This is a genomic window from Microbacterium oxydans (assembly GCF_026559675.1).
Lineage (GTDB): Bacteria > Actinomycetota > Actinomycetes > Actinomycetales > Microbacteriaceae > Microbacterium > Microbacterium oxydans_D.
Genome location: NZ_CP092891.1, coordinates 1,736,019 through 1,751,594, shown reverse-complemented (window position 1 = coordinate 1,751,594; position 15,576 = coordinate 1,736,019). Strand labels below are relative to the sequence as shown.

The window sequence follows — 15,576 nt, the reverse complement described above, 5'->3', positions numbered from 1 at the left end:
GATTCAGAACCCTTCCGTCAGGTCGCTGGGGCTGGACAGCGTGCCGCGGATCGCGGTCGCCGCGGCGACGAGGGGCGACACGAGATGCGTGCGGCCTCCCTTGCCCTGGCGGCCCTCGAAGTTGCGGTTCGAGGTGGAGGCGCAGCGCTCCCCCGGCGCGAGCTGGTCGGGGTTCATGCCCAGGCACATCGAGCAGCCGGCGAAGCGCCACTCCGCCCCGAAGTCCTTGATGACCTTGTCCAGTCCTTCGGCCTCGGCCTCCAGACGCACCCGAGCGGAGCCGGGGACGACCATGACGCGCACGCCGTCGGCCTTCTTCTTGCCCTCGATGATCGACGCGAAGGCGCGCAGGTCCTCGATGCGGCTGTTGGTGCACGATCCCATGAAGACCGCGTCGACCGGCACCTCCTTGAGCGGGGTGCCCGGCGTCAGGGCCATGTACTCCAGCGCACGCTCGGCCGCAGCCCGCTCGTTCGGGTCGGCGATCTCGGCCGGATTCGGCACCGAGGCCGAGAGCGAGCTGCCCTGACCGGGGTTGGTGCCCCACGTGACGAACGGCTCGAGCTGGTCGGCGTCGATGGACACCTCGGCGTCGAAGGTCGCGCCCTCGTCGGTCGGCAGGGTGCGCCAGTAGGCGACCGCGTCGTCCCAGTCCTGACCCTTCGGGGCATGCGGACGGCCCTCGAGGTACGCGAACGTCGTCTCGTCGGGGGCGACCATGCCGGCGCGGGCACCGGCCTCGATCGACATGTTGCAGATGGTCATGCGCCCCTCCATGGAGAGGGCGCGGATCGCACTGCCGCGGTACTCGAGCACGTAGCCCTGACCGCCGCCGGTGCCGATCTTGGCGATCACGGCGAGGATGATGTCCTTCGCGGTGACGCCGGGGCGCAGGGTGCCCTCGACGTTGATCGCCATGGTCTTGAACGGCTTGAGCGGCAACGTCTGCGTGGCCATGACGTGCTCGACCTCGCTGGTGCCGATGCCGAACGCCATCGCGCCGAACGCGCCGTGGGTGGACGTGTGCGAGTCGCCGCAGACCACGGTGATGCCGGGCATGGTCAGGCCCAGCTGGGGGCCGACGACGTGCACGATGCCCTGCTCCGCGTCGCCCAGGGAATGCAGTCGCACACCGAACTCGGCGGCGTTGCGTCGCAGCGTCTCGATCTGCGTGCGGCTGGTCAGGTCGGCGATCGGCTTGTCGATCTCCCACGTCGGGGTGTTGTGGTCCTCGGTCGCGATCGTCAGGTCGAGTCGGCGCAGCGGCCGCCCCTCGCTGCGCAGACCGTCGAAGGCCTGCGGGCTGGTGACCTCGTGCACGAGGTGCAGGTCGATGTAGATGAGGTCCGGCTCGCCGTCCTCGCCCTTGACGACGAGGTGATCGTCCCAGACCTTCTCGGCCAGGGTCCTGCGGCGTGCGGAAGCGGCACCGTCTGCGGTGGTGGTCATTGCGTGTCTCCTGTGGATGGCGGTTCGGCCCACGATGGACTCCGCGACGAGGAGGGGCTCAGATCGAGGTCTCGTCGCGGCGCCTAAGAAGAAGGAGGACGGTCCGCATGACGTCAGATTACCACCGCCGGGACATGCTCCGATCCGTCGTGACACTCTGTTGAGCACCCGAACGACCGAGAGGCACCGCATGACCGTCGACACCGCCCGCTTCGCCACCCGTGCGGTCCACGCGGCGAGGAGCCGCGAGACCGCCGCGTCCCGCGCGACGCCGATCTACCTCACGGCGGGCTTCGAGTTCGACGACTTCGACCATGCGGCCGACCATTTCAGCACCGGCACCGGCTTCGGGTACACCCGGACCGGGAACCCGACCGTGCGCGCGGTGGAGCGTCAGCTCGCCGACCTCGAAGGCGGCGCCGACGCGGTCCTGGTCGCCAGCGGACAGGCGGCCGTCGCCACCGCGCTGCTCACCGTCGCCGGTGCGGGTGACCACATCGTGTCGTCCACCCACATCTACGAGGGCAGCCGCGGACTCTTCCTCGACAACCTGGCCCGGCTCGACATCGAGACCACCTTCGTCGACGACATCGCCGACCCGGACGCCTGGCGTTCCGCGATCCGCCCGAACACCCGCGCGCTGTTCGCCGAGTCCCTGGCCAACGCCCGCAACGACGTGCTCGACATCGCCGCGATCGCGGCGATCGCGGACGAGTCCGCCGTCCCGCTCATCATCGACAACACGCTGGCCACCCCCGCGCTGCTGCGTCCGATCGAGCACGGCGCGGCGATCGTCGTCCACTCCGCCTCCAAGTTCATCGCCGGACACGGTTCCGTGCTCGGCGGGGTGATCGTCGACGACGGCCGTTTCGATGCCGAACGCGCGGGCCACAACGCCCCGCACCTCGTGCTCCCCGGCCGGGGCGGAACGCCGAGCGTCGTGGCGCGCCATGGCGGCCGGGCACGGATCGGCTATGCCCGCGAGTCGGTGGCGCCGCGCTTCGGATCCTCCCCCTCGCCACTCAACGCCTTCCTCATCGGTCAGGGCGCCGAGACCCTCGGTCTGCGGGTCGAGCGCCAGTCCGCCAGCGCCCTCAAGATCGCGCAGTGGCTGGAAGCGCACGACGAGGTCGAGAGCGTCGACTACGTCGGGCTCCCCTCGCACCCGGACCACGACACGGCACTCCGCTACCTCGAGGGCGGATTCGGCTCGATCTTCACCTTCACGCTCCGCGGCGGACTCCCCGCTGCACGGCGCTTCGTGGAGGAGGTGCAGGTGTTCACGCACATGACCCACATCGGCGACGTGCGCTCCCTGGTCCTGCATCCGGGAACCACCAGTCACGCGCAGCGCACCGAGGAGGAGCGGGAGGCACTCGGCGTCCGCCCCGGCACCCTGCGCCTGTCCGTCGGGATCGAGGACGTCGACGACCTCATCTCGGATCTCGCCCGGGTGCTCGCCGGTGCGCGGGAGACCGTCGCATGAGCCGCCCGCAGCACTTCGGCTGGTTCCTCGCGCGCGGCTTCGGCCCGCAGGGGTGGGGCTATCCCTCCCTGGACTGGGACTACGACTGGACGCGTCCGGAGATCTACCAGGACGCCGCCCGGACCCTGGAGCAGGCCGGGTTCGACCTCGTGATCGTCGAGGACGGCCCCTCGCTCGGCTCCCCCGAGACCATCGACATCCGTGTGCGCCATGCCTTCGGCGGCCCCAAGCACGACCCGCTGCTGCTCGCACCGTACCTGTTCCAGGCCACGAAGCACCTCGGCGTGGTGCCCACCGTGAACCCCGCGGCCTCGCTGCCCTTCACCTCGGCGCGGCAGTTCGCGACCCTGCAGCACCTGAGCGGTCACCGCCTCGGCCTGAACGTCGTGACGGACACCGGAAGCGCGCGCCACTTCTCCGACGCCCCGCAGCTCGGCCACGACGAGGCCTACGACCGCGCGGAGGAGTGGCTCGACGGCATCCGCGCGCTCTGGCACAGCTGGGACGACGGCGCCCTGGTCGCCGACCGCGCGACCGACGTCTACGCGGACGGGTCGAAGCTGCGCCCGATCCGTCACCGCGGCGAGTACTTCTCCTTCGACGGTCCGCTCAACGCGATCCCCTTCACCGACGGCGAGCCGGCCATCGTCTCCCCCGGCGGCTCCGGCCGCGGCCTCGGCTTCGCGGGGGCGAACTCCGATGTCCAGCTGGCCCTCGCTCCGCTGAACGAGAAGTCGGTGCGCGCCTACCGCGCCAAGGTGCACGAGGCCGCCATCGCGAAGGGACGGCGCCCGGAGGACATCAAGATCCTCTTCGCCATCCAGCCGGTGATCACGTCGTCCAGCGAGGAGGCCGACCGCATCGTCGCCGCGTCCGCGCACCCCGATGACGCCGCTCTGGTGCAGATCGCCCGTAAGCAGTCGAGCGACCTGGAGACGGATCTCACCTCGCTCGACCTCGACCGCCCGCTCGACCTCTCCCTCTTCGGCGCCCACGTCTCCCGCGGGAGCATCCAGCGTCTCGTCGGAGACCGCGGGGAGGACGCCCCGCTGCGTGCGCATCTGACCGCACTCGCCCGAGCGGGCCGGATCACGGATCGCACCGGATTCGTGGGCACCGCCGAGGAGTTCGCCGACCTGATCGAGGAGCTCGGCGACTGGGGCAACGACGGCATCCTGCTCTGGGGCGATTTCCACCCGGTCACGCTGCACCGCACGCTCGACGAGCTCGTGCCGATCCTGCGCCGTCGCGGCATCCTCCGCCGCGAGTACGCGGAGGGCGGCCTGCAGGCGAACCTGCGCCAGTTCTGAGCCGGGCGCAGGTCCGCCGCGGGGTCACTCGCTGAGCGCGGCCTTCTTCTCCGCACGCTTCTCGCGCGAGGAGGCGATCAGGCTCGCGACCGTCGCGATGGTCATCGAGGCGAGGATCACGCCGAGGGAGACCATGTTGCTGATGTCCGGCACCCACTCGACGTGCTGACCGCCGTTGATGAACGGCAGCTCGTTCACGTGCAGCGCGTGCAGGATGAGCTTGATGCCGATGAAGCCGAGGATGACGGCGATGCCGTAGTGCAGGTAGCGCAGACGGTCGAGCAGGTCGCCCAGCAGGAAGTACAGCTGGCGCAGCCCCATGAGCGCGAAGATGTTCGCCGAGAAGACGAGGAATCCGTTCGTGGTGATCTCGAAGATCGCGGGGATGGAGTCGATCGCGAAGATCAGGTCGGTGACGCCGATCGTGATGAAGACGATCACCATGGGCGTCCACATGCGCTTGCCGTCCACGGTGGTGCGGATCTTCGACCCGTCGTACGTCTCGCTGATGTCGACGCGGCGACGCAGCAGCCGGACGATGAAGTTCTCGCGCTGCACCTCGCCCTCGTGGTCGCCGTCCGGCATCGCCTGACGGATCGCCGTCCAGATGAGGAAGGCGCCGAAGATGTAGAAGATCGGCGAGAAGTTCTCGACGATCGCGACGCCCGCGAGGATGAACAGCCCGCGCAGGATGAGCGCGATGATGATGCCCACCATGAGGACCTGCTGCTGCAGGCGGCGCGGCACGGCGAACTGGGCCATGATCAGCACGAAGACGAACAGGTTGTCGATGGAGAGGCTGTACTCCAGCGCCCAGCCGGTGATGAAGTCGCCCGCGTTCTGCCAGCCCCCGACGTTCCCGAGGAGCACCGCGAACAGCAGCGCGAGGCCGACGTAGAAGACCACCCAGAGGGTGGATTCCTTCGTCGAAGGGATGTGCGGCCGCAGCCGGATGAGGAGCAGGTCGCCGATCAGGATGATCGTGAGGACGACCATCGAGGTGATCTCGAACCAGACGGGGATTTCCAAGGGCGCACTGCACCTTTCGCGGAGGGGTCGGGAATGAGTCGAAAGTCTCTCCCCCGCACAGAAGTGCGTCGCGCGCCCGGAGCAGCGATGACGGTGCTCGTGATGACGTTACGCGCGGATCCGGGATACTCCCTCTCGCCCGGGCAATGCTACCGGAGCGGTGGCATCGTGGGGAACAGATGACCGGCCCTGATCGGCACGCCCGCGGATCTGAGACGATGGGGCATCCGTCGACACTTACCGGGTGAGAGACACCGAACGGAATCAGGATGCCCGTGCAGACGAGTGATCAGAAATGGGCGGCCCAGGCCGCGGGTGGCGACGAGAGCGCCTTCCGCGAGCTGTACCGCGCACATGTCCGACCGGTCTACTGGATCGCCCAGGGGATACTCGCATCGCCCGCCGATGCGGAGGACGTGACGCAGGAGACGTTCGTCGTCGCCTGGCGCAAGCTCCCGGGCCTCGAGCTGCAGGGCGAGTCGATCCTGCCGTGGCTGGCCACGATCTGCCGCTTCCAGGCAGCGAACCGGCTTCGACAGCGTCGCCGCGACCAGGCGCACACCGCCGATGCCATCGACGAGACGCAGCTCCCGGAGACCGTGGGCGTGGAGGAGCAGGTCATCACCGCTGAGCTGGCGGCGCGGATCGCTGCCGAGGTGGGCACCCTGAGCGAGCTCGACCGCGAGATCTTCCGCCTGTGCGCCTCGGAGGGCTACGCCTACCAGGCGGCGGCCGAGGAGCTCGGCGTGACCCATGCCGTCGTCCGGAACCGTCTCTCCCGAGTGCGCACGCAGTTGCGGGGCGCCGTCAAGGAAGTGAGAGACGCATGAACGACCAGAACGTCCACGACGACCTCCCCGCGCTGTCCGACGAGACCATCGCACGTATCGAGGAGTCGGTGTTCGCCGAGATCGCCACGGAGCGCGCGCCCGCGAATCCGGCCGTCGCGAAGGCCCGCACCCGCCGTCGGCGCTGGCTCACGGGCGGCGGCATCGCCGCGGCGTTCGTGGTCGGCGTGCTCGTCACTCCCCCGATCCTGGGCAGCGTCGCAGGTTCGTCGATCTCCGTCGAGGGGCAGAGCACCTCCGGTGGCTCGTCGGGCGACACCTCTGCGGAGTCGTCGGCCGAGTCCTCGTCGTCGGACCAGATCACGGGCGTGGCGCCGGAGTCGCTGCCGGACGGCGCACTGAGCCCGGGTCTCGACGGCGCCATGCTCCCCGGCACCGCGGTGTCCGACGGCGACCGCGAGATCATCGCCACGGCGCAGGCGACCGTGCAGGTGAAGAGCATCCCCGAGGCTGCCACCGCGATCGCGGCACTCGCCGAGGAGCACGGGGGCTACGTCGAGAGCACCGAGATCGGCAAGTCCCTCGCGGTCGACGGCACCTCCGAGCCCGCACCCGCCGATTCGGCGTACGGGTGGATCGGCATCCGCGTGCCCTCCGCCGATCTTCCCGACGTCATCGCGGCGCTCGGCGACACCGGCGAGGTGCTCTCGTCGTCGACGTCGAAGCAGGACGTGACATCGGTCTCGATCGACCTCCAGGCCCGTGTCGACTCCACGAAGGCCTCGGTCGAGCGCCTCACCGAGCTGATGGCGCAGTCCGGCAGCGTCTCCGAGCTGATCGAGGCGGAGGTCGCGCTCACCGACCGGCAGGCCCAGCTCGAGTCCTACGAGCAGCAGCTCGAGGCGCTGCAGGATCAGGTCGCGATGTCGTCGCTGCAGGTGCAGCTGACGCGCGAGGCCGCGGCCACCACCGCCGACCCCGCGGGCTTCGGCGACGGCCTCCTGGCCGGCTGGAACGGTCTCGTCGTGTCGCTGAACGCCCTCGTGATCGCGGTCGGGTTCCTCCTCCCGTGGATCGCGGTCGCCGGCGTCGTGGTGCTGGTCATCTGGCTGATCCGCCGGGCACGCCGGAACCGTCGCCGCGCGAGTGCGCGGTCCGCGCAGACGGCTACGGAGCAGACGGACACCGACGAGATCTGAGAATCCGCCGCCGGAACCTCAGTGCCCTCCCCCGGGCCGCTAAGGTCGAGTGCCATGAGCAGCGCTGCGACCGAACCGACGACCAGGACAGTGCCGGCCGGGCGCGATCTCACTCTCGATCTGGTGCGCGTCGCCTGCGTCCTGCTCGTGGTCTTCGTGCACGTCCTCTTCACCGGGGTGGGACGCGCAGCCGACGGGTCGCTGCTGATCGAGAAGACGGTCGAGGCCCAGTCCTGGTTCACGGCGGCGTCCTGGATCGCGAACATCATGCCGCTGTTCTTCGTCGTCGGCGGCTACGCGGCGCGGGCAGGCTGGCGCTCTGCCGTCGCCCGCGGTGAGACGGCCGACGCGTTCGTCCGCGTGCGACTGGCGCGCCTCGCCCGCCCCGCGCTGCCCGTTCTGCTGTTCTTCACGGTCACGCTCGGGGCGACGAGGATGCTCGGGATCGATCAGGGACTCGTCGACACGATCGCGATCGGGGTCGGATCGCCGCTCTGGTTCCTCGCGGCCTACATGACGGCGCAGGCCCTGGCTCCGACCATGATGCGCCTGCACGAGCGGTACGGCGCCTGGATCCTCCTGTTCCTGTTCGCCGCGGCACTGGCCGTCGACGCCTTCCGGTTCCTCTTCATCGGCGGGGTCCTCGGGATCGACCCCGTCACTCCCGGCGGCTACGGCCTCGGACAGGAGCTGTTCGGCATCCCCAACGTCCTGTTCGTCTGGCTCTTCGCGCAGCAGGTCGGCTTCTTCCTCTACGACGGCTGGTTCGCCCGCCGCCCCTGGTGGCAGCTCCTCGGGGCGATCGTGGGCGGCTACGGCGTTCTCTGGGGGCTCGTGTCGCTCGGCGGCTACACGCAGAGCATGCTCGGGAACCAGTGGCCGCCGACCGCCACGATGGCCGTGCTGGCGGTCATCCAGGCATCGGCGCTGACACTCCTGCACGCGCCCCTTACCGCCCTCATGCGCACGCGTGCCGCGCAGGGCGCCGTGTTCCTGGTCGGCTCCCGGCTGATGACGATCTACCTCTGGCACCTCCCGACGATCATGGTGCTCATCGGCGTGGAGCTCCTCCTGCCGCTCCCGTTGCCCGCTCCGGGAAGCCCGGCGTGGTGGTGGACGCGCCCGGTGTTCTTCGTCGTGGTGCTGGCCGTCGTCCTGCTGCTCTCCCGGTGGCTGGGCCGCTTCGAGAAGGTTCCTCCTCTCGGCCGTCCGCTCCGGCCCGCGACCCTGACGACGGTGCTCGCCGTCCTCGTCTTCGTCGCTCCGATCATCGCGATCACCGCGTACGGGCTGGACTTCCCCCTCGCCGCGATCGCCGCGGCCGGCGCGGCGGCGGCACTGTGGCTGACGCGCTCCACGGCACCCTGAGGAGTACCCGGCCTCTGAAGAACGACGACGAAGGGCGGACAACGAAGAAGGCCCCCGGCGAACCGGAGGCCTTCTCTTTGTTGTGTGACCCCAGCGGGATTCGAACCCGCGTTACCGCCGTGAGAGGGCGGCGTACTAGGCCGCTATACGATGGGGCCGTCTGGCGAACGTTTCCGTCGCGCGACAACCGTTCAAGTATGCCACGGCGATTCTCGCTGCGCCAAATCGAGGCCGCCCGTGCTCGACGCCCGGGCGTGGCGCGCCATTTTCGTTTGCCGTGACGCGGGCGAAGGAGTTGACTGCTGTCATGCGCGTCACCAAGTTCGAACATGCCGCCCTCCGTCTGGATGCGAACGGGAAGACCCTCGTGATCGACCCCGGATCCTTCACCACTCCACTGTCCGACCTGTCCGGTCTCTCGGGGATCGTGCTCACCCACGAGCACCCGGACCACTGGACGCCGGAGCACCTCGATCGCCTGCTGACCGCGGCGCCGGGAACGCCGATCTTCGCTCCGTCCGGCGTCGCACGCGCCGCGGAGGGGTACGACATCACCGTCGTGTCCCCCGGCGGCACCGTCGAGGTCGACGGATTCACGCTGCGCTTCTTCGGCGGGACGCACGAGATCATCCACTCCTCCCTTCCCGTCGTCGAGAACGTCGGGGTGCTCGTGAACGACGAGCTCTACTACCCGGGCGACTCGTACGCGGTCCCGGAGGGCGTCACGGTGGGAACCCTCGCCGCGCCGCTGGGGGCGCCGTGGCTCAAGGTCGGCGACGCCATCGACTTCGTCCTGGCCGTTGCACCGCGTCGCGCCTTCGGCACCCACGACATGACCCTGTCGACGATCGGCAAGAACATGCACCGTCAGCGTCTGCAGTGGGCGACCGAGCAGGGTGGCGGCGAGTTCTCCGTGCTGGAACCCGGCGACACGCTCGATCTCTGATCGTGGCGGACTCCCCCGCCGCTGAGCACGCACTCGACGAACGCGGCGTCCGCGCGCTCATCCGCACCGTCGCGCCCGATCTCGCGCTGCTCCCCCTCACCCGCGTCGCGGAGGGCTGGGACAACGTGACCTGGCGACTGGGCGCCGAGCTCGCCGTCCGCATCCCCCGTCGGGGCCTGTCGGCTCCTCTGATCTCGCACGAGCAGGAAGCGCTGCCGTTGATCGCGCCCCTTCTGGCGGCCGTGGACGTGCGCACCCCGCTGCCCGTGCGGGCCGGTTCGCCGACCCCGGTCTTCCCGTGGCCGTGGGCGATCGTGCCGTGGCTGCCCGGACAGCAGGCACTCGGCCTGGCGCGCGCCGAGAACACCACGTGGGCCGCGCAGCTCGCCGCCGCCCTGCTCGCGCTCCATCGACCCGCCCCGGCGGACGCGCCCCGCAATCCCGTCCGTGGCGTTCCGCTGGCGACCCGGGACGAGAGCATCCGCAACCGCCTCGACGAACTCCCCGCGGAGATCGCTCATCCTCTCGGACGCCTCTGGCGGACGGGTCTCGAGGCCGAGCCGTCGGCCGAGTCCGTGTGGATCCACGGCGACCTGCACCCGGGGAACATCCTGGTCGACGGTGGCAGGCTCTCCGCGCTCATCGACTTCGGCGACGTCACGGCAGGAGACCCCGCCTACGACCTCGCCGCGGGCTGGCTCGCCTTCGACCGGGCCGGGCGGCAGATCTTCCGCCGTGCCACCGGCGACCGCTACGACGACGCGACCTGGACGCGTGCGCGCGCCTGGGCCGCCGCCGTCGCGGCCATCTTCTGCCATGCCAGCGACGACCGCGACGATCTGCGCGCACTCGGCTTCGACGCGGCCGCAGAGCTGATCAGCGAGGCAGCACTCCCCGCACCCTGAGCTCGCGCGCGAGGTGATCGCGCTGCTCGACCACGAGGCGTCGGAGTGCTGCCGGTGCCTCCGGGTTCTCCGCGAGCCACCAGTCGACCTGCTGCAGCGACTCCGTCGCGGGGAACAGTCCGAGGACGAGCCGCCTCGCGATCTCGATGCTGCGCTCGTTCCAGACCGACGCGATGCGGTCGAAGTACGCCGCGTCGAAGCCCGCGATGAGGTCGCGACGGCCACCGGCCCGGAATCCCTCGATCTCGGCGTCGAGGTGGTCGTTACTCAGCGACAGATCACCCCACGCGGAGTCCCAGGCCTCGCGCCGTACGGCGGCATCGGGACGCGATGCCCGCGCCCGTCGTGCCGCGGTGCGCCCGCTGCCGGTGTCGTCCCGCTGCTGCTCGGCCGCGATGTCAGCGGCGTCCGCATGCCCGGTCGTGACGAGCGCCGTGAGGAGCTGCCAGCGCAGATCAGGGTCCACGACGAGGCCGTCGGGCACATCCCCGTCCAGGAGGGCGCGCACCTGCTCGTGGTGCACGTCGTCGAAGGCGGATGCCGTCGCGAGCGCCCTCGCCCAGGAGAGCTGCGCATCGCTGCCGGCGTCGGCGGCCTGCAGCGCGCTCCATGCGGCTTCGGTCCACGTCCGCTGCTCGGTGGCGCGGTCGGCATCGGCGACGAAGTGACGCACCGCGTACGCGGCGTTCGCGAGGACACCCGCCAGCAGCCCGATGTTCGACTCGGCGGGGGCATGAGTCCGCACGATCCGCACGTAGCGCGCCGCGTCGAGCTCGCCGTCGCGCGTGGCGTTCCACAGCGACGACCAGACGAGCGCGCGGGCGAGCGGCTCGTCGATCGCGGACAGGGACTCCTCGACCGTGGCGAGCGAGCGCTCGTCCAGCCGTGCCTTCGCGTACGTGAGGTCATCGTCGTTGAGGAGGACAAGGTCGGCCTCCGGCAGATCCACCGCGGTCCGCTCGCCGATCACATCGAGCTCCTGCTGCTCGCGTCGCACGATCCGCCCGTCGACGCGCGCGTACAGGCCGATGCGGAGCCGGTGCGGGCGCGGGTCGGTCTGCACCAGGACGCTCCGCCCCTCGCCGTCGGTCTCGGTCCACAGCGTCGACACGCCCGAGGTCTGCAGCCACGCCGCCGACCAGTCGCTCATGTCGCGTCCGGAGACCGCGCTCAGCTGCACCAGGAAGTCCTCGAGCGTGGTGTTCCCGAAGGCGTTGGCGGCGAAGTAGCGGCGGGCGCCCTCGAAGAACGCGTCATCGCCGACGAAGGCGACGAGCTGCTTGAGCACGGCCGCGCCCTTGGCGTAGGTGATCCCGTCGAAGTTCAGCTTCGCGGCCTCGAGATCGGTGATGTCCGCCACGATCGGATGCGTCGTCGGCAGCTGGTCCTGCTGGTACGCCCAGGCCTTGCGGCTCGCGGCGAACTTGACCCAGGCGTCGTGGAAGCGCGTCGCGACGGCGGAGGCATGCGCACCCATGTAGTCCGCGAAGGACTCCTTGAGCCACAGGTCGTCCCACCACGTCATGGTCACGAGATCGCCGAACCACATGTGCGCCATCTCGTGCAGGATCGTGTTCGCCCGGGCCGCGCGCTGCGCCTCGGTGGCGGCACCCCGCGACAGGTACGCCTCGGTGAAGGTCACCAGTCCGGGGTTCTCCATCGCGCCGAGGTTGTACTCGGGAACGAAGATCTGGTCGTACTTGCCCCAGGGGTACGGATAGGCGAACGCGTCGGCGAAGAAGTCGAGCCCCTGTCGGGTGACCTCGAGGATCTCCTCCGCCTCCAGGTGCGGCGCCAGTGACCGTCGCACGAACACGCCGAGCGCGACGTGCTGCTCGTCGCGCTCCCAGGTGCCGTCGACGCGCGTGTAGGGACCGGCCGCGACGGCGGTGATGTAGCTCGAGATCGGCAGGGTCGGAGCGAACTCCACGCGCTGCACACCGACGCCGAGGTCGGTGTGCGCGGGACTCTGGTTGGAGAGCACCTCCCACCCCGTCGGCGCATCCACCAGGAACGTGTAGGCGGCCTTCATGTCGGGCTGCTCGAAGCAGGCCATGACCCGTCGCGAGTCCGCCGGCTCGTACTGCGTGTACAGGTACGTCTCGTCGTCGACCGGGTCGTGGAACCGGTGCAGTCCCTCGCCCGAGCGGCTGTACGCGCCGACCGCCTCGACGCGGACCACGTTGGAGGCGCCGAGGCCCGTCAGCGCGATCCGGGCGCCGTCGTAGTCGACCGCCTGCTCCGCGCCGTTCACCACGACCCGCCGCACCTCTTCGCCGATGAAGTCGAGCCACGTGGCGTCGACCGTGGCGTCGAACTCGAGCGTCGTGACGGTCGGGAAGCCTGTGCGTGCACGCTCCGGCGCGCCCGTCAGATCGAGTTCGACGCGGATGCTGTGCACGGTGACCGCTGCGGATCGCGCGGCGGTCTCCTCGCGGGTGAGGTTGGCTGTGTCCATGCCTCCATCCTGTCATCCGGAGGCCTCGAGGACCGCCCCGTCCGTGGCGTCACGCCGGTCGCAGCCGATGCCCGATGCGGGCGTACTCCTCCGCGGATGCCCGGGCGAATGCCGCGGCGGCCTCCGCGTCCCCTCTCGCTGCGGCGATCGCGGCGAGGATCCCGTCGCTGCGTGCCACCTCCGCCCGGTCGCCCGTCGCCTCGGCCGTGCTGCGGGCCTCCCCGGCATGGCGCTCCGCATCGGCGAGCAGACCGGTCGGCGCGGCCTCACCGACGGCCGCGCGCACGAGGATCTCGGCCAGCGAGTTCGCCGCCTCGGTCGCGATCAACGGCGACCCCGCCCGCTCCGCCTCGCGCAGCACGCTCCCGGCGACCTCCGTCGCCCTCGCGACGTCGCCGGCGCGGCCGTCGATGCGGGCGCCCAGCAGCTCGAGGTCGGCGGAGGTGGCGAACTCCCCCGCGATCTGCACGGTCCGCATCGCGGTCGCGCACAGCGCGCGGGCTCGCACATCGTCGCCGCGCGCCTCCGCCACGAGCGCCAGGGTTCTCCGCACGAACGGGAGCGAGTCGACGGTCGACTCGGCCAGCAGATCTTCGAGCTCCGCCTCGGCCTCGTCGAGCTGCCCGACGGCGAGCAGCAGCAGCGGCCGGTTGCCGCGCACGACCGCCACGTTCAGGTCGTCGCCCTCTTCCCGCGCGATCGTCAGCGCGACGCCGTACCGGTCCCGCGCCTCGGGGTACCGGGCGAGGATCCGGAGGGTGTCCGCATGGTTCCCGGTGGCGCGCCCTTCCACGACGCGGTCCCCCGCGGCTCGGGCGTGACCGATCGCGCGTCGATAGGACTCGAGCGCGTCGTCGAGGTGACTCATCCACCGCTGCACGTTGCCGATCTGGTTCCAGGTCCGCGCCAGCGCCGATCCGGTCGCGATCCGGCGCACCCGGTGCAGCGTGATCAGCGCCTCGTCCAGGCGGCCGAGCTTCTCGGCGCAGTGCGCCACGCCGAGGGCGATCTCCGGCACGAGGTCGAGTCCTTCGCCGCGGGCCGCGAGATCGTGCAGCCGCAGCGACTCGCCCCACAGCGACCAGCGCGAGAGAGCGGGATGGGCCGCGATGGCGAGCCGCTCGACGGCGGCGTCCTGTCCGTGTTCCCGCGCCGCGGCCGCGACGGCCAGCACCGTGGCGACCTCGCGGGCCGCGTAGTCGGGATCCTCGCCGATCCGCACCAGGACGGCCTCCGACGCCCTCGCCACGAAGCCGCGCCGCGAAGATGAGGGCCGGAGCGAGCGCGATCGCTCGGCCGCGAAGGCGAACACCGTGGCGTGCATGTGCACGTGTCCGGCCTGCCGCTCGACGAGGTGCCGGGCATGGAGTCGCGCAAGGTCCGCGGCGGCGTCGGGGCCACCGGCGGCGATGAGCACGTCCTCGTCGATGCCGCTGTCGAGCAGGGCGGCGTCGGCGAGCAGGTCGGCCTCCGCGTGGGACAGCGAGCGTGTGGCCGCCTCGAGGACCGGACGGATGCGGGCATCGCGGGGCTCATGCTCGAAGCGCGACGCGAGATCCTGGAACGACCACCCGTCGTGCTCCCTGACGATGCCGGCCAGCATCACGAGATCGAGCGGGAGGCCCCCGCCCACCGCGACGATCCGCCGGAGCGCGTCGGCGCGGATCTCGCCCTCGACGCCGCGGGGGCTCTCCGAATCGCCCGCCGACAGCAGGCTCGCGAGCAGCCGGCGCGCGTCGTCCTCGGCCATCGGCGGCACGAGGACCCGTGCGAGGCGGAGGTCGCTCGAGCGGATGCGTTCCTCCAGTCCTCCCAGGTCGCCCCGCGACGTCACGAGGAATCGCACCCCGGGGACGAGGAGCGCGGAGAGCCGTCGCGCATCGGCGGCGTCCTCCAGGATCACGGTCATGCCCCCCGCGGTCGTCTGCAGCCTCTCGCGGAGCCGCGGCAGCTCGTACGGCAGCGAGCGCACACCGAGCGCCCCCAGCATGCGGCGCAGGATGTCGATCGGGTCGGCGTGCGGACGCTCGGGCTCCGACTCGCGCAGCTGCACGGTGAGCACGGGCTCCGATCCGGCCGCCGCCGCTGCCACGGTGCTCTTGCCCGCCCCCGGGAGCCCGGTCAGGACCAGCACGTCGGTATCCGGCAGGACGGCGAGCAGATCCTCCCTGCCGATCGCGGCGCCCGGGGCATCGCGGACGGCGAGCGTCACCTCGATGTGGACGCCGGACCTCTCCCCGTTGAGCATGCGCGCGGTCTCGCGCCACCGCTCCCCTGCATCGGGTGTGCCGCCGAGGACCAGCACGATGTCCCCGACGAGCCGATCGTCCACGCGCCGGCGCCCGGGACGGAAGCAGTCGTAGACCGTCACCTTGGGCGGCTCCGCGCCATCGCGCACCCGACCGATGCGTCGGGCGATCTCCGCATACGACGGCGAGCCCGCGGCCGCCCGCAGCCGTCCGAGCCCGATGCAGAGCTCATCGAGGGTGCGCGGAGCGGGCATGAGTCGAGCCTATGGCAGGCCGTCGTCACCGGATGCGCCCCCACCGTTCGGACTTGTTCGGACTCGTTCGGACTCCGACGACGACGTGTCCGCCCCTCCTAGGCTCGCTCGACGGAGAGGCCGCCCGTCTCTCAG

Annotated in this window: 11 protein-coding genes and 1 tRNA gene; 7 read left to right on the top strand and 5 right to left on the bottom strand. The window is 70.8% G+C overall.

Going from position 1 to position 15,576, the window contains the following annotated elements; translation table 11 throughout:
- Positions 1-3: 3 nt before the first annotated feature.
- Positions 4-1,449, bottom strand: coding sequence for a 3-isopropylmalate dehydratase large subunit (leuC, locus tag MME74_RS08255; protein WP_267418318.1), 1,446 nt, complete (start codon positions 1,447-1,449; stop codon positions 4-6).
- Between the two features lie 190 nt (positions 1,450-1,639).
- Between leuC and MME74_RS08250 the strand changes: the two genes are divergently transcribed.
- Complete coding sequence (locus tag MME74_RS08250) at positions 1,640-2,935, top strand: O-acetylhomoserine aminocarboxypropyltransferase/cysteine synthase family protein (protein ID WP_267418317.1); 1,296 nt, start codon at positions 1,640-1,642, stop codon at positions 2,933-2,935.
- A complete protein-coding gene (locus MME74_RS08245; RefSeq protein ID WP_267418316.1) occupies positions 2,932-4,245 on the top strand; it encodes an LLM class flavin-dependent oxidoreductase in 1,314 nt (437 codons plus the stop codon). Before MME74_RS08250 ends, MME74_RS08245 begins: the two co-directional genes overlap by 4 nt.
- Positions 4,246-4,269: 24 nt before the next feature.
- Here MME74_RS08245 and MME74_RS08240 read toward each other — a convergent pair whose 3' ends face one another.
- On the bottom strand, positions 4,270-5,274 hold the full coding sequence (locus MME74_RS08240) for a TerC/Alx family metal homeostasis membrane protein (RefSeq protein WP_267418315.1): 1,005 nt from the start codon (positions 5,272-5,274) through the stop codon (positions 4,270-4,272).
- A 269-nt stretch (positions 5,275-5,543) separates the two neighbouring features.
- On the opposite strand from MME74_RS08240, the gene MME74_RS08235 reads away from it, so the two are divergent.
- Genes MME74_RS08235 through MME74_RS08225 form a run of 3 tightly spaced genes read left to right on the top strand, consistent with a single transcriptional unit; the run spans position 5,544 to position 8,629 of the window.
- Positions 5,544-6,104 (top strand): RNA polymerase sigma factor, encoded by a 561-nt coding sequence (locus MME74_RS08235; RefSeq protein ID WP_267418314.1) that lies wholly within the window; start codon positions 5,544-5,546, stop codon positions 6,102-6,104.
- On the top strand, positions 6,101-7,261 hold the full coding sequence (locus MME74_RS08230; protein WP_267418313.1) for a DUF4349 domain-containing protein: 1,161 nt from the start codon (positions 6,101-6,103) through the stop codon (positions 7,259-7,261). The genes MME74_RS08235 and MME74_RS08230 overlap by 4 nt, the downstream gene beginning before the upstream one ends.
- A gap of 54 nt (positions 7,262-7,315) precedes the next feature.
- Complete coding sequence (locus tag MME74_RS08225; RefSeq protein ID WP_267418312.1) at positions 7,316-8,629, top strand: acyltransferase family protein; 1,314 nt, start codon at positions 7,316-7,318, stop codon at positions 8,627-8,629.
- 85 nt (positions 8,630-8,714) lie between these two features.
- Here MME74_RS08225 and MME74_RS08220 read toward each other — a convergent pair.
- Positions 8,715-8,787, bottom strand: a tRNA-Glu gene (locus tag MME74_RS08220).
- Between the two features lie 149 nt (positions 8,788-8,936).
- Here MME74_RS08220 and MME74_RS08215 point away from each other — a divergent pair.
- Positions 8,937-9,575 carry an MBL fold metallo-hydrolase gene (locus MME74_RS08215; protein WP_267418311.1) on the top strand — a complete coding sequence of 213 codons (639 nt, stop codon included), beginning with the start codon at positions 8,937-8,939 and terminating at the stop codon, positions 9,573-9,575.
- A gap of 2 nt (positions 9,576-9,577) precedes the next feature.
- Positions 9,578-10,480, top strand: a complete 903-nt coding sequence (locus MME74_RS08210; RefSeq protein ID WP_267418310.1) for a phosphotransferase — start codon at positions 9,578-9,580, stop codon at positions 10,478-10,480.
- Here MME74_RS08210 and pepN read toward each other — a convergent pair.
- Both pepN and MME74_RS08200 read right to left on the bottom strand, forming a co-directional pair.
- Complete coding sequence (gene pepN / locus MME74_RS08205; RefSeq protein WP_267418309.1) at positions 10,452-12,938, bottom strand: aminopeptidase N; 2,487 nt, start codon at positions 12,936-12,938, stop codon at positions 10,452-10,454. The two genes, MME74_RS08210 and pepN, sit on opposite strands and share 29 nt — an antisense overlap.
- Before the next feature lie 49 nt (positions 12,939-12,987).
- The gene (locus tag MME74_RS08200; RefSeq protein WP_267418308.1) at positions 12,988-15,441 is read right to left on the bottom strand and encodes a tetratricopeptide repeat protein; all 2,454 of its coding nucleotides are present in this window, start codon (positions 15,439-15,441) and stop codon (positions 12,988-12,990) included.
- Positions 15,442-15,576: the final 135 nt, after the last annotated feature.

Excerpts from the sequence above, each read along its gene's own strand:
- leuC (WP_267418318.1), bottom strand. The coding sequence starts at position 1,449 with ATGACCACCACCGCAGACGGTGCCGCTTCCGCACGCCGCAGGACCCTG.
- MME74_RS08250 (WP_267418317.1), top strand. The coding sequence starts at position 1,640 with ATGACCGTCGACACCGCCCGCTTCGCCACCCGTGCGGTCCACGCGGCG.
- MME74_RS08245 (WP_267418316.1), top strand. The coding sequence starts at position 2,932 with ATGAGCCGCCCGCAGCACTTCGGCTGGTTCCTCGCGCGCGGCTTCGGC.
- MME74_RS08235 (WP_267418314.1), top strand. The coding sequence starts at position 5,544 with ATGCCCGTGCAGACGAGTGATCAGAAATGGGCGGCCCAGGCCGCGGGT.
- MME74_RS08230 (WP_267418313.1), top strand. The coding sequence starts at position 6,101 with ATGAACGACCAGAACGTCCACGACGACCTCCCCGCGCTGTCCGACGAG.
- MME74_RS08225 (WP_267418312.1), top strand. The coding sequence starts at position 7,316 with ATGAGCAGCGCTGCGACCGAACCGACGACCAGGACAGTGCCGGCCGGG.
- MME74_RS08215 (WP_267418311.1), top strand. The coding sequence starts at position 8,937 with ATGCGCGTCACCAAGTTCGAACATGCCGCCCTCCGTCTGGATGCGAAC.
- pepN (WP_267418309.1), bottom strand. The coding sequence starts at position 12,938 with ATGGACACAGCCAACCTCACCCGCGAGGAGACCGCCGCGCGATCCGCA.
- MME74_RS08200 (WP_267418308.1), bottom strand. The coding sequence starts at position 15,441 with ATGCCCGCTCCGCGCACCCTCGATGAGCTCTGCATCGGGCTCGGACGG.